We start from the raw sequence: 23,754 nt of genomic DNA, 5'->3' as shown, positions 1-23,754 counted from the left end.
GTATTAGGCACGCCGCCAGCGTTCGTCCTGAGCCAGGATCAAACTCTCCAATAAAGTTTGTTACTGGTTCAAAGCTGACAAATCATTTAATGATAGACTCATTAACGCTTTCGCTGTTCAGTTTTCAAAGAGCATTTTTTTGTCGAACGTTCTAAATCTTATCACGTTCGTCGTGGGCGAGTCAAGGATTTTTTTCGTTGAATCTTGTTGTCTTTTCTCGCATTTTGTCGTCGCTTGTTGGCGACAAGGAATAATCTATCACATCTAAAAAACGAAATCAAGGGTTATTTTAAAAGTTTATTTACACTAAATTTTTTCGTTCATTTCTCAGCTATTCATTTCGCTCCCCCGCGTACAAAAAAAGCTGCGCCAAACCTTCATTTGGCACAGCCCCTTCTCAATTAATTCGTTTGTAGATAATCCTCACGTAGTAAGCCCATCATGATCGTATCGTAATACTGCCCATCAATGTATTCATTTTGTCGCAGTCGCCCTTCCAAAACAAAGCCGCATTTTTCATAGGCACGAATCGCTCTGGTATTTCCACTCCATGTATCCAATTGAACTCGATTCAGATTCATTTTTAAAAAGAGAAATCGCAAAAGAGCATGTAGAGTATCTGTACCATACCCTTTGCTCCAATATTCTTTTGCCAAAATGCCGATCCCGATCGTAGCAGCACGTGTGATTGGATCCACCCGGCGATAATCACAATTTCCGATGTGCACACCATCAAGCGTATAAACCGAAAAAACAAACTGGTTCAATTTGTCATCCAGCTTTGAAGTTCGTACGGCCTCTTCGTACATGGTACGCAGTGTATCAAGTGAAACGATGCTGTACGTGACAAACGAGGAGCCTGCTGCCCACGTCGCCACTTCTTCATCATTACGCCAAACATGCAGCCGCTCTATATCCTCTGCCGTAACTGGACGCAATTCTACTAAATTGCCTCTGATCATTTTGTTTCCTGCCTTTCGATTGGTAGTTGGTAAATTCATATTGACGGTTGGACTTGCTTTGGCTCTTTGTATTCATAGTCACCACACCTTTCGAAAGTCAGTTGCTATCTATTCTACAAGAAAACCTCCAAGGAAACCACTTTATGGCAGGGCGACATTAAAAACCACTCTTTCGCAAAAGAGTGGCTTCCTTAATCACAATCTATCGACGTCCTTGCAGTTCAGTTAATACCGCGTCCAATGGCAGCTTTTGCTCCTGCAAGAGAACAAGCAGGTGGAAAATCAAATCGGAGGCTTCATAGCGCAATTCCTCTGCACTACGATTTTTCGCTGCGATAATCACTTCCGCTGCCTCTTCTCCCACTTTCTTCAGAATTTTGTCCACACCTTTTTCAAACAGATAGGTCGTATAAGAGCCTTCAGGACGCTCCAGCTCACGTGCAGCAATCAATTGTTCGAGCTCACCCAGGATCGCAAAACGATCAGCTTGGTTGCCCACTTGTAGTTCCTTTGCTTCTGCTCCAGGCAGTTCATTGGAAAAACAGCTATAGGCTCCTGTATGGCAAGCAGGACCGTTCGGTACAACCTGCACAACGAGTGCATCACCGTCACAATCATAGCTCATGGAAACAATCCGTTGTGTATTGCCGGATGTTCCGCCCTTATGCCACAGCTCTTGCCGGGAGCGACTCCAAAACCACGTTTCTTTTGTTTCCAACGATTTTTGCAAAGATTCTTTGTTCATATAGGCAAGCGTCAGCACGCTCTTACTACTTGCATCCTGTATGATAGCCGGAATCAGGCCACTTTCGTCGAACCGCAATTCCTCCAGTGAAAAATGTACTGTCATGGCCGCACCACTACTCCTTTGGTTTGCAAATACTCCTTCACCGACTGAATTGACGTTTCATCATAATGGAAAATCGAGGCCGCCAATGCCGCATCAGCCTTTCCATCAGTGAGCACATCGTGGAAGTCTTCCTTTGACCCAGCGCCTCCTGACGCAATTACCGGAATACGGACAGCCTCTGATACCCGTCTCGTCAATTCGATACCGAAGCCTTTTTTCTCCCCATCGTTATCCATGCTGGTCAGCAAAATTTCTCCCGCTCCCAGCACCTCTACTTCCTGTGCCCAGCTGATAACGTCCTTACCCGTTGCATTACGTCCGCCGTAGGTGTACACCTCCCAGCGATCTCCACCGACTAGGCGAGCATCGATAGCCACGACCACACATTGCGAACCAAAAACGGTTGCACCCTCACGAACCAGCTCAGGGCGCAAAACAGCCGCTGTATTGAGTGAAATCTTGTCTGCTCCCGCACGTAATATTCGCTTCATATCCTCTACACTATTAATGCCTCCACCTACCGTAAAAGGAATCGTGATGTTGGCTGCCGTGCGCTCAATGACGTCCACCATCGTCCCTCGTCCTTCATGAGAGGCAGATATATCAAGAAAAACGAGCTCATCCGCTCGCTCCTCACTGTACTTTTTCGCCAGCTCGACCGGGTCCCCCGCATCACGTAGCCCCACAAACTGCACGCCTTTTACGACACGTCCGTCTTTTACATCCAGACAAGGAATGATTCGTTTAGCTAACATTCGTTCCACGCTCCTCCATACGAACCAACGCCTCTACCAATGTAAAGGCATCGGTATAGAGCGCCTTGCCGACAATCGCTCCCGAAACACCCTCTGCATAATGTGCGGATAGGACTAGCAGATCATCAAGATTGCTGACTCCACCCGATGCAATTACGGATTTCCCCGTAGCTAGCGCCAACGCTGATATTTCCTCCACATTCGGCCCAGTCAGAGTACCATCACGTGCGATATCCGTATAAATAAATGTCTCCGCACCATAAGATACCAAGCGCTTGGCAAGTTCAGTCGCTTGCACATCGGTCGTCGTCAACCAGCCGCGCGTGGCCACTAATCCATTGCGGCAGTCCAGCCCAATCGCGATTTTGTCTCCGTACGCTTGCAAAATCCTCTGGGTGAAAGGCTCATCCTCGATCGCCGCCGTACCGACGATGACTCTGGCTACGCCTGCCTCCAAGTAATCTGCTATTTGTTCTTCAGTCCGGATGCCTCCTCCCACCTGAACAGGAACCGAAATCGAACGGGCAATTTCTTTAATCAGCTCTGCATTTGCGGGCTTGCCTTCCTTTGCCCCATCCAAATCGACCAAATGAACCCAGGCTGCCCCTTGTTCTACCCAACGTTTTGCCATTTCGAGAGGGGAGTCTGCGTATACCGTTTCTTGGGCGTAATCCCCTTGAAACAACCGAACGCATTTTCCGCCGCGAATATCGATAGCAGGATATATGATAAAGCTCATGCCAAAACCTCCTCACACAAAACCGCAAAGTTGCGCAGCAAGCGCATGCCAGTCTCTCCGCTTTTTTCCGGGTGGAACTGCATCCCAAATACGTTGTCGCGCCCTACAATCGCAGTAACAGCCTGATGATAATCAGTTGTTGCGAGCAGTACCTCAGGCACTCCTACACGCACATGGTAGGAATGCACAAAATAAACGTAATCGCCGCTTTGTACTCCTTCCAGCAAAGAGTGCTGCTGCTTCACCTGCAGCTCGTTCCAGCCCATATGCGGCACCTTAAAGTCACCGCGAAAACGGACAGCCTCTCCGTTTAGCAGCCCCAGCCCGACATGCTCCCCGTACTCCTCACTTTTTCCAAATAACAGCTGCATCCCAAGGCAAATACCAAGAATCGGCCTGCCAGATGCCGCATAATCCTGCAACGCTATTTCCAATCCGAGGTCCCGAATGTTTGCAATCGCATCACCAAATGCGCCTACCCCCGGTAGAATCAGGCCACTGAAATCTGATAAACGCTCTGGATCAGACACAAACTCATACGCATAACCCAGTCTCTCCAATGCCTTGCTTAAGCTGTACAAATTCCCCATGCCATAGTCGATGATGCCGATCATGTTTACAAAACCCCTTTAGTTGACGGGACCCCTTTTACACGCGGATCAATCGTCGTTGCTTCATCCAGAGCGCGACCCAGTGCTTTAAAGATGGCTTCGATCATATGGTGCGTGTTATGTCCGTAGTGCAGGATTACGTGCAGATTGATCCGCGCCTCAAGGGCAAGCTTCCACAAAAACTCATGGACCAGCTCAGTAGGAAACTGTCCCACAACATTGTTCGGGTAAGTCGCGCGATACTCCAGATGCGGACGATTGCTGATATCGATTACGACTTGCGCCAGCGCGTCATCCATTGGCACAAACGCGTTTCCATAACGCTTGATCCCCTTTTTGTCACCCAGCGCCTCTCTCAGCGCATGACCGAGACAAATACCAATGTCTTCCACGGTATGGTGATAATCGATTTCGATATCTCCCTTTGCTTTTACCGTTAAATCGAAGTGACCGTGACGGGTAAACAAATCAAGCATATGATCGAGAAACGGAACGCCTGAATTCTGCTTGCTATCACCTGCCCCATCTATTCCAAAGGAAAGCGCAATTTGCGTCTCATTCGTGTTTCGCTCAATTTGTGCTACTCGCTTCTGCGTATCGATCATTTTCTCGTTCCACTCCTACTCTTCGCTATCTAAGTCCCGCAGGCGCTCTGCAATCGCTCGTCCGTGCGCAGCCAAGCCCTCTTGCTCTGCCAGCGTAATGATTTTATGACCATTTTCGCGCAAATCGCTTTTGCTATAAGAAACCACACTCGATTTTTTAATAAAGTCATCTACCGATAGAGGAGATGAAAAGCACGCCGTTCCATTCGTCGGAATCACATGATTTGACCCTGCAAAATAATCTCCTACCGGCTCCGAGCTGTATGGTCCGAGGAAAATCGCACCTGCATTCTCTACTTTGCCCAAATGAGCAAACGGATCGTCAATCATGATCTCCAAGTGCTCAGGAGCAATCCGGTTAATAACCGCAAAGCCTTCATCCAGGTCATTCACCACTAATATGGCACCATGATCACGCACAGCTGCCTCAGCGATCAACTTGCGAGGCAAATCCTCCAGCTGTCGCTCTACTTCTGTCGCAACAGCATCCGCCAATGCCTGCGAAGGGGTAACCAGGATAGCAGCTGACATCGGGTCATGCTCTGCCTGAGACAGCAGATCTGCCGCGACATAACGTGGATTCGCAGTATCATCAGCCAATACGGCAATTTCACTAGGACCCGCTACCATATCGATACTCACGAGCCCAAACACTTCACGCTTGGCGAGTGCGACATAGATGTTGCCTGGCCCAACAATCTTATCTACCGCCAAAATCTGCTCGGTGCCGTACGTTAGCGCAGCAACAGCTTGCGCTCCCCCTACTTTGTAAATCTCATTTACTCCAGCGATCTGTGCTGCTACGAGGATGGCCGGATTGATTTTTCCGTCTGCTCCAGGTGGTGTCGTAATGACAACCTCAGGTACTCCCGCAATTTTTGCCGGGATCGCATTCATCAAGACACTCGAGGGATACGCTGCAGTCCCGCCAGGAACATAGAGTCCCACACGCTTCAGCGGTCGAATAATTTGTCCGAGCAATGTACCACTTTCCTTGGTGGTAAACCATGATTGGCGTACTTGACGTTCATGGAAATCACGAATATTAGCTGCTGCTTCCACCAAAGCTGCCTTTACTTCCGATGTAATTTGCTCACTCGCCTCAGCGAATTCAGCCTCACTAACCCGAAATTGCTGCAATCGTACACGGTCGAATCTCTCGGTATAGTCCCGGAGCGCTTCATCGCCACGTTTCCGCACTTCAAGAAGAATCGCTTGCACCGCCTCCTGCTGCCCCGTTGTCCCGGAATCCACCGTTCTTTTCCCATCAAATTGACTCGCCGACATGATGCGCATGATCCTATTCACCCCTCCACGTTCTCTCTTTATTTTCTTCTCGGGATAACCTCGAGGAATTTCCCTGCTATATCATCTACTGCCTCGCTTTTCATACGATAGCTGGCACGGTTGGCAATCAGTCTGGTCGTGATCTCGCAAATGTTCTCCAGCTCAACCAAGCCATTTTCCTGCAACGTTCTGCCTGTCGAAACAATATCGACAATCCGATCCGCCAAGCCGATTAATGGAGCCAGCTCTACGGAGCCATTTAATTTAATGACCTCCACCTGCTGGCCTTGCTCTCGGAAATAGCGAGAAGCAATTTTCGGGTACTTTGTTGCCACTCTCGGCGCCTCAGTCGGCTTCCAGTCTGGCATCCCTGCAACCATCATGCGGCAGTAACCGATTTGCAAATCCAGTAGCTCGTATACGTCCCGCTCCTCTTCTAGCAGAACATCCTTGCCTACCACACCAACATCCGCTACTCCGTATTCCACATAAGTCGGGACGTCAGTTGGTTTCGCCAAAATAAATTCGAGCTGTGCATTTTCGACCGGGATAATCAGCTTGCGAGAATCCTGGAGCTCTGCTGTCACCTGCAAGCCCGCCTGTTGCAAAAAATGGACAGCCTCTTCAAATATTCTGCCCTTTGGCATCGCAATCGTCAGCTTCTGGGCGTTGTCGAAAACCGCCATCTCTTACTCCCCCTGTTCCGTCAAACAAATAACCTTGGTATATCCCTTATCTTGAAGGGCTGCTACATCCGCTTCCTCACTCACCAAACGTGTGACTACAACTAGGCCGTCCTCGCGCAAAAGCTGAGCCTCAGATAGCGCCCGCTTGCGGCAATTGGCCGTGTAGCAAAGCAAAATACGTGTAGCTGGCTGGCTGTCGAGCGCTGGAGTAACCTGCAAAAGTCGGTCCATTTTGATCGCAAAGCCTGTAGCAGATGCTGGACGTCCAAACTGTGCAAGCAAATGATCGTAACGTCCGCCACCAAGAAGCGGTGAGCCCAAATCGGCAGCATAGCCTTCGAAAACAACCCCAGTGTAGTAATTCAGGTTAATAATCAGATTGAAGTCGAGCAAAAGATCGTCCGTCACCCCGTAGCCTTCGAGTGCTTCCCACAAAGAGGCGATCGTATCAACAGCACGTCTCGCTTTTTCGTTGTTGGTCAACTCATAGGCTTCCGCGATCTTTGCTTTTCCCCCACGCAGGCGCAGTAAGGTTTCCAATCTGTCTTTTGCCTCGATCGTGATGTCCAGCGTCGACAGCAGTTGGCGAAAACCGACAAAGTCGCGCTCATATAAAAATTGACGGAACTGGTTTCGATCGCTCTCCTGTTCGATGGCATCCTCTAAAAGCCCATCTACAAAATCAACGTGTCCAACCGCGATGCGAAACGTTTCAACTCCAGCCGCTCGCAAACAAAAAACGGCGAGTGCAATGGCTTCTGCGTCTGCATCGTCGGAAGCATCCCCAATCAGCTCAATGCCCGTCTGAAAAAATTCTGCATTTCGTCCCGCTTCTTTTTCTTGCGCGCGAAACACGTTTGCCTGATAAAACAAGCGAATCGGTACGGGTACATCTTTATATAGAGAGGAAACAACGCGGGCAATCGGCGTCGTCATGTCCGGCCGCAGCACAACTGTATGCCCTTGTTTGTCCAACAATCGAAACATGCGGTCTGTCAGCGTCGCACTGGCAGCTCCGACCGTATCGTAATATTCCAGAGACGGGGTTGATATCTCTTCGTACCCCCAGCGAGAAATGCACTGCCCGAGCAGGCGCTCCAAATGCCGTTGCTTCGCAAGTGATTCCGGCAATATATCCCTCATCCCTAACGGCTTTTCAAATCCCAACGGCTTCGCCATCGTTATTCCCTCCATGCCTTTTATTCTCAGAATACTTTACTCTGCTAATATGGTAACAAGTTAAAGTGTTATGAAGAAGATTACCACGTAAACAAAAGACGGTCAACAGAGATTAGAATAGTCGGAAAATTACACCCTTTTATCGAAAGAAAAAAGAGTATCACAACAATGTTGTAGATACTCTGTAGTATGATCCATATTCGCTATCCTAGGCGCATTACTGCTCGTCTATTTTTTGCTTGCCTTCCCGAATCAGCTGCATCGGATTTCCACCGACAAATGCACCTGCTGGCACATCCTTATGTACAACCGTCCCTGCCGCTACGATCGCTCCATCTCCAATCGTCACTCCTGGCAGGATCGTAGAATTTGCTCCAACAAGTACGCCGTCACCAATTCGGACTTCTCCGAGGCGATATTCCTCGATCAAATACTCGTGAGCGAGAATCGTCGTGTTATATCCAATCACGCTATTTCGGCCAATCTTGATCAGTTCGGGAAACATGGTATCCATCATGACCATGAGCGCAACGGCGGTCTGCTCGCCTACATCCATACGCAGAAACGTCCGGTACAGCCAGTTCTTCCAAGATAAAAACGGTGTATACCGCGCGATTTGGATCACCACAAAATTTTTCATGACCTTCCAAAAGCTCACCGTCTGATACATTTGCCACAATGGATTGGCTCCATGGACCGGATACCGTGTCGTCTTTCGCATACGCTTGTCCCCTTCTTCCCCTCTTACAGATCAGAATCGACGTCTTCTAGAATCGCACTCGATTGTTTTCGGGAGAAATGGACTGCAGCATTGTACCCCATCCGTTTCAGGCGGAAATTCATCGCCGCCACTTCAATAATGACAGCAAGGTTTCGACCAGGTCTTACAGGTACGGTGATAATCGGAATTTCTGTGTCCATGATTTTCAATGTTTCTTCATCAAGCCCTAACCGCTCGTACATTTTGTGCTGCTCCCACAACTCCAGCTGTACGACCATCTCGATATTTTTCACGTTGCGAACTGCCCCGGCACCAAACATCGTCATGACGTTAATAATACCTACACCACGAATTTCGAGCAGATGCTGAATCAACTCAGGAGCACTACCACTGAGCTGCCCGCCCTGTGTCTGCCGAATTTCGACCGCATCATCGGCAACCAGGCGATGTCCGCGTTTGACCAGCTCAAGTGCCGCCTCGCTTTTTCCAATTCCGCTCGAGCCCATGATCAGTACACCAACACCATAAACGTCCGTCAATACACCGTGGATCGTCGTTGTAGGCGCCAAGCGGTTTTCAAGATAATTGGTTACTTTTCCAACCAGTGTCGTTGTAGCCAAAGGAGATTGCAGCACAGGCACTCCCTGTTTATTGGACACCTCAATCATTTCTTCTGGTACAACCTGATTGCGCGTCACGCAAAAACAAGGGGTTTGCCCTTGCATAAGAAAATTCATCCGGTCCAAGCGCTTTTCTCTCGACAAGGTTTGAAAGAAATTGATCTCGGTCAGACCGAATAGCTGGACGCGTTCCTCGGCGTAGTACGAATAGTAGCCCGCCAGCTGCAAACCTGGTCTACTCAAATCGGTTACTGTAATCTCACGTCCCAGTCCCTCTTCGCCGCTCAAAATCGTCATATTAAAATGATCGGCGAGATGACTCACGTTCGTTTTGCGCATGAAGCTTCCCCCTTACACGGGATTTCCGTCCCTCATTTATATAACCCTATTGTAGCGAAATGGACATACCCACGACAACCTCGTCGCCTGATATATCTAGCAAACTAAGTTGTCGTATCATTTACATTTTTCGCGTTATTTCATAAGATAGAATTGATATTGGTATCACGACATATATAGGTTACATTAGATTTACATACAGCTTTACTCCGAAATTCGGACCGAGAGGAGGCATCACCTTGGACTTTATACTTCGATTCATACTAGTAGACCTACCAGAAGCCTTCTTGCTACTTACGATTAGCTTGGCCATGTTCAACCATTCCGTCTTTGAAAAGAAGAAACAAGCCCTTTCGTTTGCATTTCTTTTTTCAGTGGCTGGTGAATTTCTTTCATTTATTGATGTTTATTACCAGCCAAAGGTTTTACTTATGTTCTTGCTCACGACCGTAATGATCATTAGTTTGTATCGCTTCAACCTGTTGAAGTCGGTATTTATGGGAACAACGGCAATTGGGGCTATGATTGTTGTTGAATCACTCGTGGTTATGATTTTTAATTCTCAGCAAATCTACTGGAGTGAGATTCTTTCCACCACGATGCTGATGATTACAGTTCGCTGCCTATACCTTTTTATGTTTGTCTCTATTGCTTTTTTGATGCGCTTTTTCAAATTCGACATTCGTCGATTGTTTCAGCAGAATCGATTAAATCGCTATCTTTTCTTGCTCATTCTTGTTGGTAGTATTGAGTTTTTGCTGATCTTGTTCATGAACACTTCATTTTTTATAAGAAACAATAATTCTGCAACAATAGCCGTGTACACGCCACAATTCCAACTATTTTTCCAACTAACGATTCTTGCACTCTTTATTGTTATTGTGATTTTGTTCCGTATCTATATCAATTTAACAATTAACCGTGTGGAAGAAGAAACAGGAACTCCTTATTTAAACAGCATTCAAGATTTATTCACTGCTGTTCGTTCCATGAAGCATGATTCGTTGAATCACTATACGGCAATTAATGGATTCTTGAAGAAAGAGTTGCATCACCATGCAAAGGAATACGTAGAACAGCTATTACAAGAAACCGTCATCATTGAAAAAACAGCGGATGCCAGTTCACAAGTCCTAGAGCGAATTAAAAACCCTGCCGTCTCCTCCCTGCTACAGTCCAAAATGGTTGTATGTCTGGCTGAGCGAATTACACTGACCATGAACATCAACGATCTTAGTCAGTTTTCTCAAATGAAAACATTCGATCTCATTAAAATCTTAGGTAATTTACTGGATAATGCGATTCGTGCCACTTCATACGAGCTTGAGGAGAATCGCTACATCATACTAGAATGGGGGCAGTCAGAACGCGAGCACTACCTCTATATTGAAAATAGCGGACCTACCATACCAGAAACTAAATTAAAAGATATTTATGATGTCGGCTATACAACCAAAAAATCTGGTGAAGGTGGCCTTGGTTTAACTATCGTCAAAACAGTAACAGATCGTTATAGTGGAAAAATCCTAGTTCGCTCAGCTGATGGTGTGACCAGTTTTCGAATTTCTTTTGCAAATCGATAACAGGAGGGTCGATCATATGACTTGGACGGAAAGGCTTTCTCTTCGCATTGCACAATCTATCAAGACTGAAGAAACCCCCTATTCTATAGGACAATTAGCACATGGAATTGAAATCTTTGTACTTAATGTCATGAATGGTATTGTTATCGTTGTCCTGTCTCTTCTTTTTGGCTTGATTGGCGAAGTGATCCCTCTCGTCTGCTTCTTTTTCTTGCTTCGACTCCTTACTGGCGGTGTTCATTTAAAAAATCCATGGGCTTGTTTAACTTTCACAGTAACACTTATGGTCTCAGGCGGACTCCTCATCAAGTATCTGCCTGAGTTTTCTGGTATTCCCGCTCAATTAGCACTGGTCCTGTTAGGAGGGGCAGGATTTGTTATTAACTATTTCCATGCCCCTGCCAAACACACCTACATGCCTACTGACCCAAAAATTCAGAGCAGAAATAGAAAAATAGTATTAATCCTAATTGGAATCGGTTGCCTTTCTTCTAGTACTTTGATAGGATATTCCTATAGACTATCTATGACTTATATACTTGCCGTTCTGTTGCAATCTGTTCTTCTCATGCCACGTACGTTCCGGATAATCTCTTATCTGGAAAACAAATCTTGAAAGGATGATACTTATGAAGAAACTGCTTCCAGCGATTTGCAATTTCTTTGGTTCCCTTTCTGTTTTGAACGTTTCAGGAGTATTGAAGGGTGGATTGGTTTACGAGCCGATTCCTCCTCATATGAGAGAAGAAAAGAAGTAGGTAAGTGCACTAAATAGACAGAATCTTCCAACTACGCTAATGTGCCCGCATCTTCTTTCCTAGAAAATGCGGGCATTTTGCTGTTTTCTTGCTTATCTTTCTTTTGGTCTGCCAACAACCAAATCGATCAACCAGCCAAAAAGACTCATAAGTGCAGCCGCAATGATGATCGTACCGATATTATCCGGCCAAGGTCCCACTTCAAAGCCATCAATAAAGTAGGCGGTTAAAGCAAAGGTAACGGCATTGATTACGAACCAAAACAGCCCCATCGTCAAGAGCTGTAGCGGTAACGTAAAAAACGTCAAGATTGGTCGGATCATGGTATTCACTACGCCCAAGACAAGTGAAGCAAAGACAGCTACCTTGAAGTTCGCAACGATAATCGACTGAAACCAGTTACTGATCAACAGCAGGGCCGCACCGTTTAACAACAGCTTGATTATCCACCGAATCATGTTCTCTCCCCTCTCTTCCTAATTTAACGAATGCCTTGTATTTCTTGCTCCCATCGCTCAAAAAACTCGGCCATGAAAAGATGCCGGTCTATCGCAATTTGCTGGGCTGTTTTGGTATAGAGTTTCTCCTTTATCCTCTGGAGCTTCCAGGCAAACTCCTTCGCAGGGGTATGCTGATCGGGATCATCCGCTTGAATCGGCTGTCCCAGTACTCCTGAGTATGCAAAAGCACGGCCCACACCGATAGCCCCAATCGAATCGAGCTTGTCTGCATCAAAGAGGATCTGTTCTTCCAGCGTAGCTGCCGGACGGTCTATGCGAAAACGATGGGCGAGAATCGTAGACTGCACACGTGAAATGAAATCGTCGGTCATCCCCCGCTCCTTTAACCAGCTTCCTGCCACACGAACACTGATCTTTGCGTGACATTCCCCTGTACGCCGCTCCTCTGCCCTTCCGATATCATGCAATAAAGCAGACAAGCGCAGAATCGTCGTATCTGCCCCTTCCTCACGTCCAATTCGCTCGCACATTGCCATCACACGCAAATTGTGCTGCCAATCATGAGCAGGGTCCTGACCATCAAAATGCTTACGTGCCTCCTTAACCAGGTCAGCAGGCAGGGCAGCAAGTGCTTCGGCTATATATTCCATCGCTTCTCCCCCTCTCCCTATTTATACGCTTCTTACAACCAGATCATTGCTATTATCGCAAATTGCGTACATACGAACAAGACGCCCCTCATTTGCGAGAAGGCGCCTCGATCATGTTATTTGGAAACAAGCTGCTCCAGTTTGGCTACAGTTCGCGCTTTGTCTCTCTCTAAAATAGGCTTCAGATAGATCCCTGTATAGGACCCATCCAGCTTTGCCACCTCTTCAGGCGTACCTGTACCTACAATCGTGCCGCCACGAGTACCACCCTCAGGTCCCAGATCAACGACATAGTCTACTGTTTTAATAACATCGAGATTGTGCTCGATGACAAGTACAGTATCACCGTTTTCCACCAGACGCTGGAGAACCTTGAGCAAACGATCAATATCGTCTGTGTGCAGTCCTGTGGTTGGTTCGTCCAAAATATACAGGGTGCGCCCTGTGCTGCGTCTATACAGCTCAGAAGCCAGTTTCACACGCTGTGCTTCACCGCCAGAAAGTGTCGTAGCTGGTTGCCCCAATGTCATGTAGCCTAAGCCTACGTCAACGATGGTCTGCAGCTTGCGTTCAATTTTTGGCAGATTGCGGAAAAACTCTACGGCATCCTCAATCGTCATTCCGAGTACATCTGCGATGCTCTTACCTTTGTATTTTACATCGAGCGTTTCACGGTTATATCGTTTTCCGTGACACACCTCGCACGGTACATAAACATCCGGCAAAAAGTGCATTTCAATTTTGATAATCCCGTCGCCGCTGCACGCTTCACAACGCCCGCCTTTAACGTTAAAGCTGAAACGCCCCTTCTTGTAGCCACGTACCTTTGCTTCATTGGTTGACGCAAACAAGTCGCGAATATCGTCAAATACACCTGTGTACGTAGCCGGATTGGAGCGTGGTGTCCGTCCGATTGGGGACTGATCAATATCAATGACTTTATCAAGATGCTCAAGTCCGACGATTCGGCGGTGCTCCCCAGGTTTGACTTTGGCACCATTCAAGTCACGAGCCAGCGTCTTTTGCAGAATTTCATTTATCAGTGTACTTTTTCCCGAACCTGAAACCCCCGTCACGGCAACGAACACCCCTAATGGGAATTTCGCGGTCACATTCTGCAGATTGTTTTCCTTTGCCCCTTCGATTTTTATCCATTTATCCGAAGGCTTGCGGCGTTCCATTGGTACCGGGATGAATTTACGCCCGCTCAAATAGGCACCCGTCAGTGACTTTTCATCCTTCATGACTTCCTGTGGCGTACCTGCTGAGATTACCTGCCCACCATGTATGCCCGCACCAGGGCCAATGTCGATGATATAGTCACAAGCCATCATCGTATCCTCGTCATGCTCGACGACGATTAGGGTATTGCCCAGCTTAGTCATGTGCTCCAATGTCTTGATCAGTCGTGCGTTATCTCGCTGATGCAAACCAATACTCGGCTCATCCAGGATGTAGAGTACTCCCATCAAACTCGAGCCGATTTGGGTCGCCAATCGAATCCTTTGGGCTTCCCCACCAGACAGAGTCCCCGCTGCACGACTCAAGGTCAAATAATCCAGCCCTACATCAATCAAGAAATTGAGGCGAGCTTTGATCTCTTTTACGATCAGATTGGCGATTTTGGCTTCTCTTTCGGTCAGTTCAACATCATTCACAAACTGATGAGCATCGAGAATCGACAGCGTCGTCAGCTCAGAAATACTCCGATCGCCAACCTTCACAGCCAGACTCTCCTGGCGCAGACGATGCCCCTTGCAGACTGGGCAAGGTTTTTGGCTCATGAAGCCTTCAATTTGTTCACGAATATAATCAGAGCTTGTTTCCAAATGGCGTCGCTGCAAATTCGGGATGACGCCTTCGAACGGCACGACTGCCTCTCGAACTTGTCCGAATTCATTTTCATAGCGGAACTGTATTTTTTCACCCGAGCTTCCGTACATGAGAATTTGCGCTTGCTCGGCTGTAAGTTCTTCAAAGGGAACATCCATGCGAATGCCGAAATGACGGCAGGCAGACTCCAGCAGCTGCTGGTAATAGGTCGAGGATTTTGGCTCCCACGCTCCTATGGCGCCATCATTCAATGTCTTGGTCCCATCAGGAACGACCATATCTGGGTCGACTTCCAGCTTGACTCCGAGCCCATCGCATTCCGAGCATGCGCCAAAAGGACTGTTAAAGGAGAAAATCCGCGGCTCCAGCTCCCCGATCGAGAATCCGCAAATCGGGCAAGCGTGCTTTTCACTGAACAGCAGCTCTTCTTGCTCCATAACATCGACGATTACTTTGCCATCAGCCAGACGAAGTGCCGTTTCCAAAGAGTCTGCCAGACGAGCCTGCGCATCCGGTTTTACTACGACACGGTCTACGACGACCTCGATGCTATGCTTTTTGTTTTTCTCCAGCTTGATATCCTCGGACAAATCAGTGATCTCACCATTTACCCGTACACGAACAAAGCCCTGCTTGCGGATGTCTTCCAGAAGCTTGACGTGCTCTCCTTTGCGGCCTTGTACCATCGGCGCCAGGATTTGCATTCTCGTGCGCTCAGGAAACTCCATCAAGCGGTCAACCATTTGCTCAATCGTTTGGGATTGAATTTCGATACCATGATCCGGGCAGATCGGTCGTCCAACGCGCGCATACAACAAACGCAAATAGTCGTAAATTTCCGTAACAGTTCCTACTGTGGAGCGTGGGTTGCGGCTAGTCGTCTTCTGATCGATAGAGATTGCCGGTGAAAGTCCCTCAATCGAGTCTACATCCGGCTTGTCCATCTGCCCGAGAAACTGGCGGGCATAGGCAGACAAAGACTCCACATAGCGGCGTTGTCCCTCCGCGTAAATCGTATCAAAGGCAAGGGAAGACTTACCCGAGCCGGACAAACCCGTCAGTACGACGAATTTGTCCCTCGGGATTACGACATCAATATTTTTCAGGTTGTGGGCTCGTGCACCCTTTACCACAATATGTTCTAATGGCATGAAAAAAATCTCTCCTTAGAGTTCAGCCTTCAGCTCAAGAATTAAGTCACGCAATTCTGCTGCGCGCTCGAACATCAAATTGCGCGCCGCTTCCTTCATTTCCTCTTCCATCCGTTCTATGACCGCTAGGCGATCTTTTTTCGGCATTTTCTTGAAGTCTGCGTGTGGCAAATAATCTGCCTTTTCCTCCGCTACCTTGGTAGCCTCGATCACTTGACGAACTGCTTTTTTCACCGTTTGCGGTGTAATACCATGCTTTTCATTATAAGCGACCTGAATCGCACGACGGCGCTCGGTCTCACGAATCGCAGACGTCATGGAATCCGTCATTTTGTCCGCGTACATGAGGACACGTCCCTCCGAATTACGGGCTGCACGGCCAATCGTCTGAATCAAGGAACGCTCATTGCGCAAAAAGCCCTCTTTATCTGCATCAAGGATGGCTACCAGAGATACCTCAGGCAAGTCCAAGCCTTCCCGCAGCAGGTTGATCCCGACGAGAACATCAAATTCACCCAGGCGCAGAGAGCGCAGGATTTGCATCCGCTCAATCGTTTTGATATCCGAGTGGAGATAACGTACCTTGATTCCGACTTCTTTTAGGTAGTCTGTTAGGTCCTCCGACATTTTCTTCGTCAAAGTCGTTACCAGCACCCGTTCATTTTTGGCAATCGTCGCATGAATTTCACCGATCAAATCGTCAATTTGGCCTTTGATTGGACGGACAGAGATCGTCGGGTCAATCAGCCCTGTTGGACGAATAACCTGCTGCACCACTTCAGGGCAGTGCTCTTGTTCATAATTACCTGGTGTAGCGGAAACGTAAATCGCCTGATTCACTTTCTTTTCGAATTCCTCGAATTTGAGCGGACGGTTATCCCGTGCAGACGGCAGGCGGAACCCATGCTCTACCAGCACGTCTTTGCGGGCACGGTCGCCGTTATACATCGCGCGCACCTGCGGCAACGTCATATGCGACTCATCCATAATCACGAGGTAGTCATCCGGGAAGTAATCCATGAGCGTGTATGGCGCATGCCCGGCAGGCAGACCTGTTAAATGGCGCGAGTAGTTTTCAATTCCGGAGCAAAAACCCATTTCCATCATCATTTCGATATCGTATCGCGTGCGCTGCTCCAGTCGTTGTGCCTCCAGCAGCTTGCCTGCTTCACGGTACTCGGCAAGTCGCTCTTCCAGCTCAGCCTGGATGCTTTCCACTGCCAGCTTCATCTTCTCCTCGCGAGTCACGTAGTGAGAGGCTGGGAAAATGGCAATATGATCACGCTGACCCAGAATTTCACCGGTCAAAACATCAATAGACGTGATGCGCTCGATCTCGTCACCAAAAAACTCGACCCGGATCGCCTGTTCACTCTGGGATGCAGGGAAAATCTCTACAACATCACCGCGTACGCGGAAAGTACCGCGGGTGAAGTTGATGTCATTGCGTGTATACTGGATATCGACCAGACGATGCAAAATCTCATCCCGTCCTTTTTCCATGCCTACACGCAAGGACAAGAGCAGCTCCCTGTACTCCTCGGGTGAACCCAAACCATAGATGCAGGAGACAGATGCGACAATAATGACATCGCGCCGTTCAAACAATGCACTGGTGGCAGAGTGGCGCAGCTTGTCGATCTCATCGTTGATGCTGGAGTCTTTTTCAATAAACGTATCCGATTGGGGAATGTATGCTTCTGGCTGATAGTAGTCATAGTAGCTGACGAAGTATTCTACTGCGTTATTGGGGAAAAATTCCTTGAACTCCGCGCACAGCTGGGCAGCCAATGTCTTGTTGTGCGCCATCACCAGTGTCGGCTTGTTCACCCGAGCAATCACTTGGGCTGCTGTATAGGTCTTTCCCGTACCTGTCGCACCCAGCAATGTCTGGTGTCGCTTCCCGGCCTGAATGCCCGCTACCAGCTCGGCAATGGCAGTCGGCTGGTCACCGGACGGTTGATACTCCGATACCAATTCAAAACGCTCCATTCCCTCGTTCATCTCCTCGTTGCATAACTGTTTCTATTTCCATTATAACACAATTACGGCTATTATAAGCCGGAAATTCGAACAAATGTTTGTCTTCATCACAAGCCAAGTTTTACCGATAATGAAACAGGAAGCATATATACGCATCGTATTGATAGATTCGCCACTTTCAGGGAGGATTCTCATGTCAGATAGCGGAACCACCGTTAAAAATAACATTGTCCAACCACATATGAGCTATAAAGGCAAAAAGGAGTTCACAACAGAGCTCGACTCCAACGCCTTCATGAAACTAATGCTGGAGCAGTTGAAGCATCAGGACCCGATGTCTCCGATGGATAACTCCCAATTTATTCAGCAAACAAGCATGATGACCATGGTTGAAAAAATTACGAAAATGACTTCCCTCATGGAGCAATCCAACAACAGCATGCTGACGCTGGAGAAATATGAGGCACTGGCTGGTCGTACAGCTACTTACTCGCTCACGACCAAGGACGAGCTCACAGGCGAGACTTCCACGCAGACCAAGAAAGGCGTCCTCCAGGGAGTTTATATGGATAGCGGAAAAATCTTTTTCCGAATGGCTGGTGAATCCAACCCAATCCCACTCGCAAATGTGAAGGGTCTTGAGTCGCAAGGCATGACTGGTAGTGCTCTGGACAGCAGCCTGAAATTCATCGAGATGATCGGTAAAGATATTTCATACAAAGTAACCAAAAATGTAGACAAGGATGGTAATCCTTCTACTACTGACGACATCACCGAAGTAGACGAGATCGTAAATGGCGTCATTAGCGGATTTTCGATGAAAAATGGCACCGCCGAATTCCAGCTGGAAAGCGGGGCTACTGTAAATCTGGATAAAATTGTTGGCATGACGGTCAAGCCAGAGAGCAAGACCATGAGCAACTCTCTCCAGTACGCGCAGATGATCGGCTATACGGTTACCTATAACGAAGGTCAAACCAATTCAGATGGATCGACCTCTACTAACAGCCTGTCGGGTATCATCAAAGCCGTCAGCATGAAAAACGGTCTCGTAGAGTTCGTGCTTGAGGATGGCAAAAAGGTCGCATTAAACCAAATCAATGGCTTTGAAGCAAACGCATAATATCGCAATAGAAAAGCCGCGTCCCTCTTTTTTCAGGAGGCCGCGGCTTATTTTTTTTACTCTCACATCTCACTGCTTTATTCCTTCACAATAACCTTCCCTGTTATCGCATCCACATAAACGGTCTGATCCACCTTAGCTTCACCGCCGCAGAAGCAATGAGAGCGCGTCTGGCGGAAAGACAGATCGTAGCCTAGCTTCCAAGTGACTTCACCGGTTTGCACGTTTGTCTGATGAATATAGGTCAGCTCAAGCGGATATGCCTTGAGTAATTGATCAACAGCCGCTTGTTCTGTGATTGCCTTTGATTTGTCAGGAGCACGCAGTACAGAAGGTGATACCAAGGTCAGCTCTTCCAATGCTCCCGTGAAAGAATTCATCTTCAAGGTGTACATACCTTCTTCGCTCTGCTGTCCTGCCTGATAAATAGGAATGCCATTCAAAAGAGGATCAGCAGTAATGAGCGTGTAATTGGTGTCGCCTACGTCTTTCATTCGCATTTGAGTGGTTCCAGCAGGAATTAAGCGTTTTAACAGCGCCTCCGCCTCTCTCCAGTCACGCTTTTTATCGGTTTGGATATTCAGATCATTCCCGTCCTTCACTACCAGCCTCATCAATTGTCCTGTCTTGGCGTTCGTCTCCAGGAGAACATGGAGACGCTTATCCTTGCTGCTGCCACGTGCAAATTGACCGATCATGTATTGTTTATCCTGATCCTTAGTCCCTTCATCAAATTGCCCCCAGATAAATAAGCGTCTTTCCTGTCCATCACCGTAGTTCTCCGTAAATGTCGCAAGCGGCAGTTTGTCCGTCTCCTTGCGTACTAATGATCTGATGAGCTCACCAGCCTGGTCGTTTGTCTGTGCGATCCATTTTTCACCTGTTCCTGTCATGCTGATGGTTTGCACAGGCTGTTTGACTGTATTTACTGACTCGATCAGCCTTTTTCCGTTGAAAGCATCCAACGCACTTCCTGAGAACGTCCGATTGATGACGCCATCCTTCACGACATAGGCCAGACTTGCTTCATCCGGAGACTCTCCCTGACGTACCTCGGGGAGCAGATACACCAGCTCCAACGGTTTGCTCTCTTTGAATCGAAGCAAAGCCTGCGATGCAGAGATGACACGCTGTGGCGAGGGGAGTGAAGTCAGACTGATTTTCTCATACAGCCTGCCATCAAACGTACGGAACGACACCATTCTTCCAGCCCGATCAAAGCTGACCATAGCATCGTAATCGTCATCCAGAGCGACATTGTTCAGCTTCCGTACCAGCCTGACAGTCAACAGGTCATCAGCACGTGTCACATCTCTTGGCTGATACGCATGGCCAGGGGGAAGTAATCCCGTTACAAAAGCCTGAGCTTTTGTTTTGGCTACCTGGTCAGTTGGGAAAGCAGGCTTCGTCAGTGTATTCGGCTGCAAATCCAACACCAAGAGGTTCCCTGTTTGTGGATCAAAGATTGCTTTATCCTCTTTCGCGTTTTCATCTCGCACAGCTGTTTTCGAAAAGATTACCTGGACCCCACTCACCCCCGGTCCATCCACATCACCACCAAAGATGACATGTCGACTGGTGAGCTCGGGGACTAAACGCACGAGCTGCTGCACACCTTTTGACACCTGCACAGGAACAGCAACCACTGCCTGAGCACTCCATGGAGCCATTTGAACCATACGCGCTTCTGTACTCGCCCAGGCAAATGGTGCCGTATATAAGTTCACTGCCACTAACGCTGTTGTAAGAACACAAAGAACAGGCTTTTTCATCATCGACACAGCCTATTTCACTCCCTCTTTTTTCCTCTTACATTCAGACGCACAACTTTGCATTTAGTTTTGCGAATAGATAGGTAATTCGAGAAAGAATTTTTTATCGAAAAAAGGAGAGACAGACACCCTATCCTGGTGTCCAATCTCTCCCACTCTTCGCCTATGCTCCGATGTTTAGCTTTTCCAGCTTTTGCTTGATCAGCTGCACAACACTCGCTCGCTTCAAGTCTACAAAAACGCGCGTCGTCGAATCAGGAACCACGATGATACCCAATTGATGATGATTCCCTGCATAAACAGCACATTGCACAAATTTCAGTTCCCCGTCATGCGTTAGTACTTCCATTTTGCAAAAGGCTGAATTGGCCTGCAACGCTGGATACAAATCTTCTTTGTTACGGACAGGGATACCATTCACCTTGACAATGATTTCTCCCGGTACAATTCCGATTTCTTCTGCTCGTGTGTCAGGGATGACTCCCATCACCTTGACTCCTCGTGAAGACTGTATAAAATACGGCGACCGTTTTCTCTCCTGGGACTGGCTTCGGAAAAACAGGCCTTCGTGTCCAAAAAGCGCATACAGTCCTGCTACTAACAGAAGCGGCCAGAACCACACCGCCAGTGCCGTCAAAGCCAGTAATACTCCCGCATAAACAGCCAATTGCCCCGCGATTCTCTCTGCTTTCATACGCGGAGTCATCGTCTGGGTCATGTCCGAAAAACCGGTCACAGTCGGCAGCAGCATTAGAGCAAACGAAGCTGCACCCGGTGAAAAGAAAGGCCACCCTGGGTAAAGCGCTCCACTCAATGCCCCTGGCTCCATTTGGACGAACAGCACCAATGGCGTCAGCCAAAAGGAATGAAGTAAATACGCACCTACAATCCGGCCGCGCTGCCCTTCTACAAACAGTGGCGACGCATCACGACCACCGTTCCAACGTACGAGCATCGCTTCAATCAAATGCATAATCCCAACGAGTGCCAAAAGTGGCAATGGCTTCGCCTGACGAAGCAACTCCCAGACGGTGCCAATTCCCGCTACATCGGATACCCCTGGGAAAACCTGCGCGATTGCATGCAAAATTGTCAGCAAGCCTGCCGCGTAGGCAAAGCAGAGAAACCGTAAACGTATGAGCGCCATAATCAGAGCGAGGCCCCATAAAATCCATAAGTCTTGTGCCTGTACAACCACACCGAGTCCTGCGGCCAGCACGGAAATCAATAGACCGCCTGCCAATCCCATTCCTACCGACCGAATCGTAGAAAGAAGTGGTGACTGAATACGGGCCGCAAACAACTGTCTTTCCAGATTCATCTGCCTTCGATAATGCAGATAAATGAAGATCAGAAATACGTAAAAGATTGGATTGAGAAAAAATGCAGCAAATCCATATGCAATGGAGAGCATATCTGCCTGTATCGCCAATTGCCTCACCTCAAATGGAAAAAGAAAAACCACGGCATGTAATTTACCGTGGTTACCATTTCTACGAAAGTCAGGGAATTCCCTGCCTCGTGTGCTATGGATTATTTTGGCTGCTTTAGGCTGACAACATCAATCGCTTTTTGCAATTGCAGGTCGTTTTGCGGGTCACGCATGACTTTGCGCAAGCCCTCCTCCAATTGTGTACGAGTAGCCGCGTCTACCTTGCCAGTCGTTGGCAGCTTGTGCGAGGTTTGGAACTGCTTGATTACTTGCTCTGTTTTTTCGTCAAAGTAACCATCATCTCGTCCTGGCGATAGATTCAATCCGGCCAAGATCAATTGCAGATTTTTCACTTCATTGCCTGCCATGTCACGAGACAATTCTTTATCAGCAGGAAGCTGAACGGCGTTAAAATATGCCGGTTGTTCTACTTTGAAATCAGGCTCGATTCCTTTTTTATGAATCCATTCGCCTTTTGGCGTAACCCATTTGGCAATCGTCAGTTTCAGCTGGCTCTTATCCGCCATTTCCATGGTGCTTTGGACTGTACCTTTACCAAAGCTCTTCTCGCCTACCAGCTTGTAGTTTCCGCTGTCACGCAAAGCGCCTGCGAGAATTTCTGAAGCACTTGCGCTTCCGCCGTTAATCAAGAGAGAAATCGGATACGGCTTGGCTGCGTCAGTCGTCGAGCGGTACTCTTCTTTTTGCTGTCCGCCAGCTCCGTACTCGATTTGGACGATGATTCCCTTTTTCGGAACGAGAATCTCGCCGATCTCCTTCACCGCAAGCAAGTAGCCGCCTGGGTTTCCGCGTACATCGATAACCAATCCACCGATGCCTTTTTTCTCCAATGACGCCAATTGATCCTTGAAGTGTTTTGCTGTCTCTGTAGAGAACTGGGTAATTCCAATGACGCCAACCTTAACGCCATTTTTCTCGATAATTTGGCTGTTCACTGTCTCAATCGGAATGTCATCGCGTACACACACGATCGTGATTGGCTCAGCTACACCTGCACGAGCGATTGTTAAAACGGCCTTCGTTCCTTTAGGTCCGCGAATTTTCATGACGGCCTGATTCAGATCCAAGCCCTCAAGCGACTCACCGTTTACGCTCAGGATTTGATCATTTGGCCGCAGACCTGCACGTTCTGCAGGAGAATCCTTGAATGGAGAAACGACGGTTACCCGTCCATTTTGTAGCGTAACTTCCGTTCCGATCCCTTGGAACGTGGAATGTAGAGTAGACGTAAATTGCTCTGCAGAGCGTGGGTCCATGTAGTCACTGTATGGATCTTCCAAGGAGCCTACCATGCCCCCAATTGCGCCCTCTACTAATTGATCGTTGGTGACATTTTGGATGTATTCCTTCTTGATGGCTGAAAAAGCTTCGTACAGCTTTTTGAACTCCTGAGGATATTCTGCCCCTGTTGTTTGGAACAGCTTATTGCTCGATGCAGTAAGTGCCCCGTTCTGATTCGCATTAGCGCTAGCAGAAGTCTTCATCATCGCCATGGTCAAGAAGCTACTGGCCACCATCGAGATGAGTACAACCGCTAGTACGGTACGCCCTTTCCATCTCACTGTTACGTCACCATCCTTTGTGCTACCGGTGAAAAGTTATGCTGCTATTGTATGCAACTCCGGCTAGCAAT

At 48.0% G+C, this 23,754-nt stretch carries 22 protein-coding genes; 4 read left to right on the top strand and 18 right to left on the bottom strand.

What is annotated here, in order from left to right:
• Positions 1 to 401 precede the first annotated feature (401 nt).
• The 11 genes from SB752_RS28450 to hprK form a co-directional block, all read right to left on the bottom strand.
• Positions 402 to 962: a GNAT family N-acetyltransferase gene (locus tag SB752_RS28450; RefSeq protein WP_410718827.1), complete on the bottom strand. Its 561-nt coding sequence runs from the start codon at positions 960 to 962 to the stop codon at positions 402 to 404.
• Between the two features lie 202 nt (positions 963 to 1,164).
• A complete protein-coding gene (gene hisIE / locus SB752_RS28445; RefSeq protein WP_410718826.1) occupies positions 1,165 to 1,812 on the bottom strand; it encodes a bifunctional phosphoribosyl-AMP cyclohydrolase/phosphoribosyl-ATP diphosphatase HisIE in 648 nt (215 codons plus the stop codon).
• The gene (hisF, locus tag SB752_RS28440; protein ID WP_410718825.1) at positions 1,809 to 2,567 is read right to left on the bottom strand and encodes an imidazole glycerol phosphate synthase subunit HisF; all 759 of its coding nucleotides are present in this window, start codon (positions 2,565 to 2,567) and stop codon (positions 1,809 to 1,811) included. The genes hisIE and hisF overlap by 4 nt, the downstream gene beginning before the upstream one ends.
• Positions 2,557 to 3,306: a 1-(5-phosphoribosyl)-5-[(5-phosphoribosylamino)methylideneamino]imidazole-4-carboxamide isomerase gene (hisA, locus tag SB752_RS28435; protein WP_410718824.1), complete on the bottom strand. Its 750-nt coding sequence runs from the start codon at positions 3,304 to 3,306 to the stop codon at positions 2,557 to 2,559. The genes hisF and hisA overlap by 11 nt, the downstream gene beginning before the upstream one ends.
• The gene (gene hisH, locus SB752_RS28430; protein WP_410718823.1) at positions 3,303 to 3,920 is read right to left on the bottom strand and encodes an imidazole glycerol phosphate synthase subunit HisH; all 618 of its coding nucleotides are present in this window, start codon (positions 3,918 to 3,920) and stop codon (positions 3,303 to 3,305) included. The genes hisA and hisH overlap by 4 nt, the downstream gene beginning before the upstream one ends.
• 2 nt (positions 3,921 to 3,922) lie before the next feature.
• Entirely contained in the window at positions 3,923 to 4,522 is a 600-nt protein-coding gene (gene hisB, locus SB752_RS28425; protein ID WP_410718822.1) for an imidazoleglycerol-phosphate dehydratase HisB, read from the bottom strand.
• 15 nt (positions 4,523 to 4,537) lie between these two features.
• Complete coding sequence (hisD, locus tag SB752_RS28420) at positions 4,538 to 5,818, bottom strand: histidinol dehydrogenase (protein WP_410718821.1); 1,281 nt, start codon at positions 5,816 to 5,818, stop codon at positions 4,538 to 4,540.
• A gap of 29 nt (positions 5,819 to 5,847) precedes the next feature.
• The gene (gene hisG / locus SB752_RS28415; protein ID WP_410718820.1) at positions 5,848 to 6,495 is read right to left on the bottom strand and encodes an ATP phosphoribosyltransferase; all 648 of its coding nucleotides are present in this window, start codon (positions 6,493 to 6,495) and stop codon (positions 5,848 to 5,850) included.
• 3 nt (positions 6,496 to 6,498) lie between these two features.
• Complete coding sequence (locus tag SB752_RS28410; RefSeq protein ID WP_410718819.1) at positions 6,499 to 7,674, bottom strand: ATP phosphoribosyltransferase regulatory subunit; 1,176 nt, start codon at positions 7,672 to 7,674, stop codon at positions 6,499 to 6,501.
• A 217-nt stretch (positions 7,675 to 7,891) separates the two neighbouring features.
• Complete coding sequence (locus SB752_RS28405; RefSeq protein ID WP_410718818.1) at positions 7,892 to 8,395, bottom strand: acyltransferase; 504 nt, start codon at positions 8,393 to 8,395, stop codon at positions 7,892 to 7,894.
• A 23-nt stretch (positions 8,396 to 8,418) separates the two neighbouring features.
• The gene (hprK, locus tag SB752_RS28400) at positions 8,419 to 9,354 is read right to left on the bottom strand and encodes an HPr(Ser) kinase/phosphatase (RefSeq protein WP_410718817.1); all 936 of its coding nucleotides are present in this window, start codon (positions 9,352 to 9,354) and stop codon (positions 8,419 to 8,421) included.
• 239 nt (positions 9,355 to 9,593) lie between these two features.
• On the opposite strand from hprK, the gene SB752_RS28395 reads away from it, so the two are divergent.
• From SB752_RS28395 to SB752_RS28385, 3 genes are read left to right on the top strand one after another with little or no spacing between them, the layout of a single operon-like run.
• On the top strand, positions 9,594 to 10,937 hold the full coding sequence (locus tag SB752_RS28395) for a sensor histidine kinase (protein ID WP_410718816.1): 1,344 nt from the start codon (positions 9,594 to 9,596) through the stop codon (positions 10,935 to 10,937).
• Positions 10,938 to 10,953: 16 nt separating this feature from the next.
• On the top strand, positions 10,954 to 11,553 hold the full coding sequence (locus SB752_RS28390; RefSeq protein WP_410718815.1) for an accessory gene regulator ArgB-like protein: 600 nt from the start codon (positions 10,954 to 10,956) through the stop codon (positions 11,551 to 11,553).
• 13 nt (positions 11,554 to 11,566) lie between these two features.
• Positions 11,567 to 11,695, top strand: coding sequence for a hypothetical protein (locus SB752_RS28385; protein WP_410718814.1), 129 nt, complete (start codon positions 11,567 to 11,569; stop codon positions 11,693 to 11,695).
• A gap of 92 nt (positions 11,696 to 11,787) precedes the next feature.
• Here the strand turns inward: SB752_RS28385 and SB752_RS28380 are convergent, their stop codons facing one another.
• From SB752_RS28380 to uvrB, 4 genes are all read right to left on the bottom strand, one after another.
• Positions 11,788 to 12,153, bottom strand: coding sequence for a phage holin family protein (locus tag SB752_RS28380; RefSeq protein ID WP_410718813.1), 366 nt, complete (start codon positions 12,151 to 12,153; stop codon positions 11,788 to 11,790).
• 23 nt (positions 12,154 to 12,176) lie between these two features.
• Positions 12,177 to 12,806: an HD domain-containing protein gene (locus SB752_RS28375; RefSeq protein WP_410718812.1), complete on the bottom strand. Its 630-nt coding sequence runs from the start codon at positions 12,804 to 12,806 to the stop codon at positions 12,177 to 12,179.
• A 116-nt stretch (positions 12,807 to 12,922) separates the two neighbouring features.
• On the bottom strand, positions 12,923 to 15,790 hold the full coding sequence (uvrA, locus tag SB752_RS28370; protein WP_410718811.1) for an excinuclease ABC subunit UvrA: 2,868 nt from the start codon (positions 15,788 to 15,790) through the stop codon (positions 12,923 to 12,925).
• Between the two features lie 15 nt (positions 15,791 to 15,805).
• Entirely contained in the window at positions 15,806 to 17,782 is a 1,977-nt protein-coding gene (uvrB, locus tag SB752_RS28365; RefSeq protein ID WP_410718810.1) for an excinuclease ABC subunit UvrB, read from the bottom strand.
• Between the two features lie 184 nt (positions 17,783 to 17,966).
• On the opposite strand from uvrB, the gene SB752_RS28360 reads away from it, so the two are divergent.
• A complete protein-coding gene (locus tag SB752_RS28360) occupies positions 17,967 to 18,896 on the top strand; it encodes a flagellar hook assembly protein FlgD (protein WP_410718809.1) in 930 nt (309 codons plus the stop codon).
• A gap of 77 nt (positions 18,897 to 18,973) precedes the next feature.
• Here SB752_RS28360 and SB752_RS28355 read toward each other — a convergent pair whose 3' ends face one another.
• The 3 genes from SB752_RS28355 to SB752_RS28345 form a co-directional block, all read right to left on the bottom strand.
• Entirely contained in the window at positions 18,974 to 20,671 is a 1,698-nt protein-coding gene (locus tag SB752_RS28355; protein WP_410718830.1) for a hypothetical protein, read from the bottom strand.
• A gap of 160 nt (positions 20,672 to 20,831) precedes the next feature.
• Positions 20,832 to 22,100: a PDZ domain-containing protein gene (locus tag SB752_RS28350; RefSeq protein ID WP_410718808.1), complete on the bottom strand. Its 1,269-nt coding sequence runs from the start codon at positions 22,098 to 22,100 to the stop codon at positions 20,832 to 20,834.
• Positions 22,101 to 22,201: 101 nt separating this feature from the next.
• Positions 22,202 to 23,683, bottom strand: a complete 1,482-nt coding sequence (locus tag SB752_RS28345; protein WP_410718807.1) for a S41 family peptidase — start codon at positions 23,681 to 23,683, stop codon at positions 22,202 to 22,204.
• Positions 23,684 to 23,754 lie beyond the last annotated feature (71 nt).

The organism is Brevibacillus sp. SIMBA_040 (assembly GCF_046535075.1).
Classification (GTDB): domain Bacteria; phylum Bacillota; class Bacilli; order Brevibacillales; family Brevibacillaceae; genus Brevibacillus.
This window is presented reverse-complemented; position numbering and strand designations above follow the sequence as displayed.

Excerpts from the sequence above, each read along its gene's own strand:
- SB752_RS28450 (WP_410718827.1), bottom strand. The coding sequence starts at position 962 with ATGATCAGAGGCAATTTAGTAGAATTGCGTCCAGTTACGGCAGAGGAT.
- hisIE (WP_410718826.1), bottom strand. The coding sequence starts at position 1,812 with ATGACAGTACATTTTTCACTGGAGGAATTGCGGTTCGACGAAAGTGGC.
- hisF (WP_410718825.1), bottom strand. The coding sequence starts at position 2,567 with ATGTTAGCTAAACGAATCATTCCTTGTCTGGATGTAAAAGACGGACGT.
- hisA (WP_410718824.1), bottom strand. The coding sequence starts at position 3,306 with ATGAGCTTTATCATATATCCTGCTATCGATATTCGCGGCGGAAAATGC.
- hisH (WP_410718823.1), bottom strand. The coding sequence starts at position 3,920 with ATGATCGGCATCATCGACTATGGCATGGGGAATTTGTACAGCTTAAGC.
- hisB (WP_410718822.1), bottom strand. The coding sequence starts at position 4,522 with ATGATCGATACGCAGAAGCGAGTAGCACAAATTGAGCGAAACACGAAT.
- hisD (WP_410718821.1), bottom strand. The coding sequence starts at position 5,818 with ATGCGCATCATGTCGGCGAGTCAATTTGATGGGAAAAGAACGGTGGAT.
- hisG (WP_410718820.1), bottom strand. The coding sequence starts at position 6,495 with ATGGCGGTTTTCGACAACGCCCAGAAGCTGACGATTGCGATGCCAAAG.
- SB752_RS28410 (WP_410718819.1), bottom strand. The coding sequence starts at position 7,674 with ATGGCGAAGCCGTTGGGATTTGAAAAGCCGTTAGGGATGAGGGATATA.
- SB752_RS28405 (WP_410718818.1), bottom strand. The coding sequence starts at position 8,395 with ATGCGAAAGACGACACGGTATCCGGTCCATGGAGCCAATCCATTGTGG.
- hprK (WP_410718817.1), bottom strand. The coding sequence starts at position 9,354 with ATGCGCAAAACGAACGTGAGTCATCTCGCCGATCATTTTAATATGACG.
- SB752_RS28390 (WP_410718815.1), top strand. The coding sequence starts at position 10,954 with ATGACTTGGACGGAAAGGCTTTCTCTTCGCATTGCACAATCTATCAAG.
- SB752_RS28385 (WP_410718814.1), top strand. The coding sequence starts at position 11,567 with ATGAAGAAACTGCTTCCAGCGATTTGCAATTTCTTTGGTTCCCTTTCT.
- SB752_RS28380 (WP_410718813.1), bottom strand. The coding sequence starts at position 12,153 with ATGATTCGGTGGATAATCAAGCTGTTGTTAAACGGTGCGGCCCTGCTG.
- SB752_RS28375 (WP_410718812.1), bottom strand. The coding sequence starts at position 12,806 with ATGGAATATATAGCCGAAGCACTTGCTGCCCTGCCTGCTGACCTGGTT.
- uvrA (WP_410718811.1), bottom strand. The coding sequence starts at position 15,790 with ATGCCATTAGAACATATTGTGGTAAAGGGTGCACGAGCCCACAACCTG.
- uvrB (WP_410718810.1), bottom strand. The coding sequence starts at position 17,782 with ATGGAGCGTTTTGAATTGGTATCGGAGTATCAACCGTCCGGTGACCAG.
- SB752_RS28360 (WP_410718809.1), top strand. The coding sequence starts at position 17,967 with ATGTCAGATAGCGGAACCACCGTTAAAAATAACATTGTCCAACCACAT.
- SB752_RS28355 (WP_410718830.1), bottom strand. The coding sequence starts at position 20,671 with ATGATGAAAAAGCCTGTTCTTTGTGTTCTTACAACAGCGTTAGTGGCA.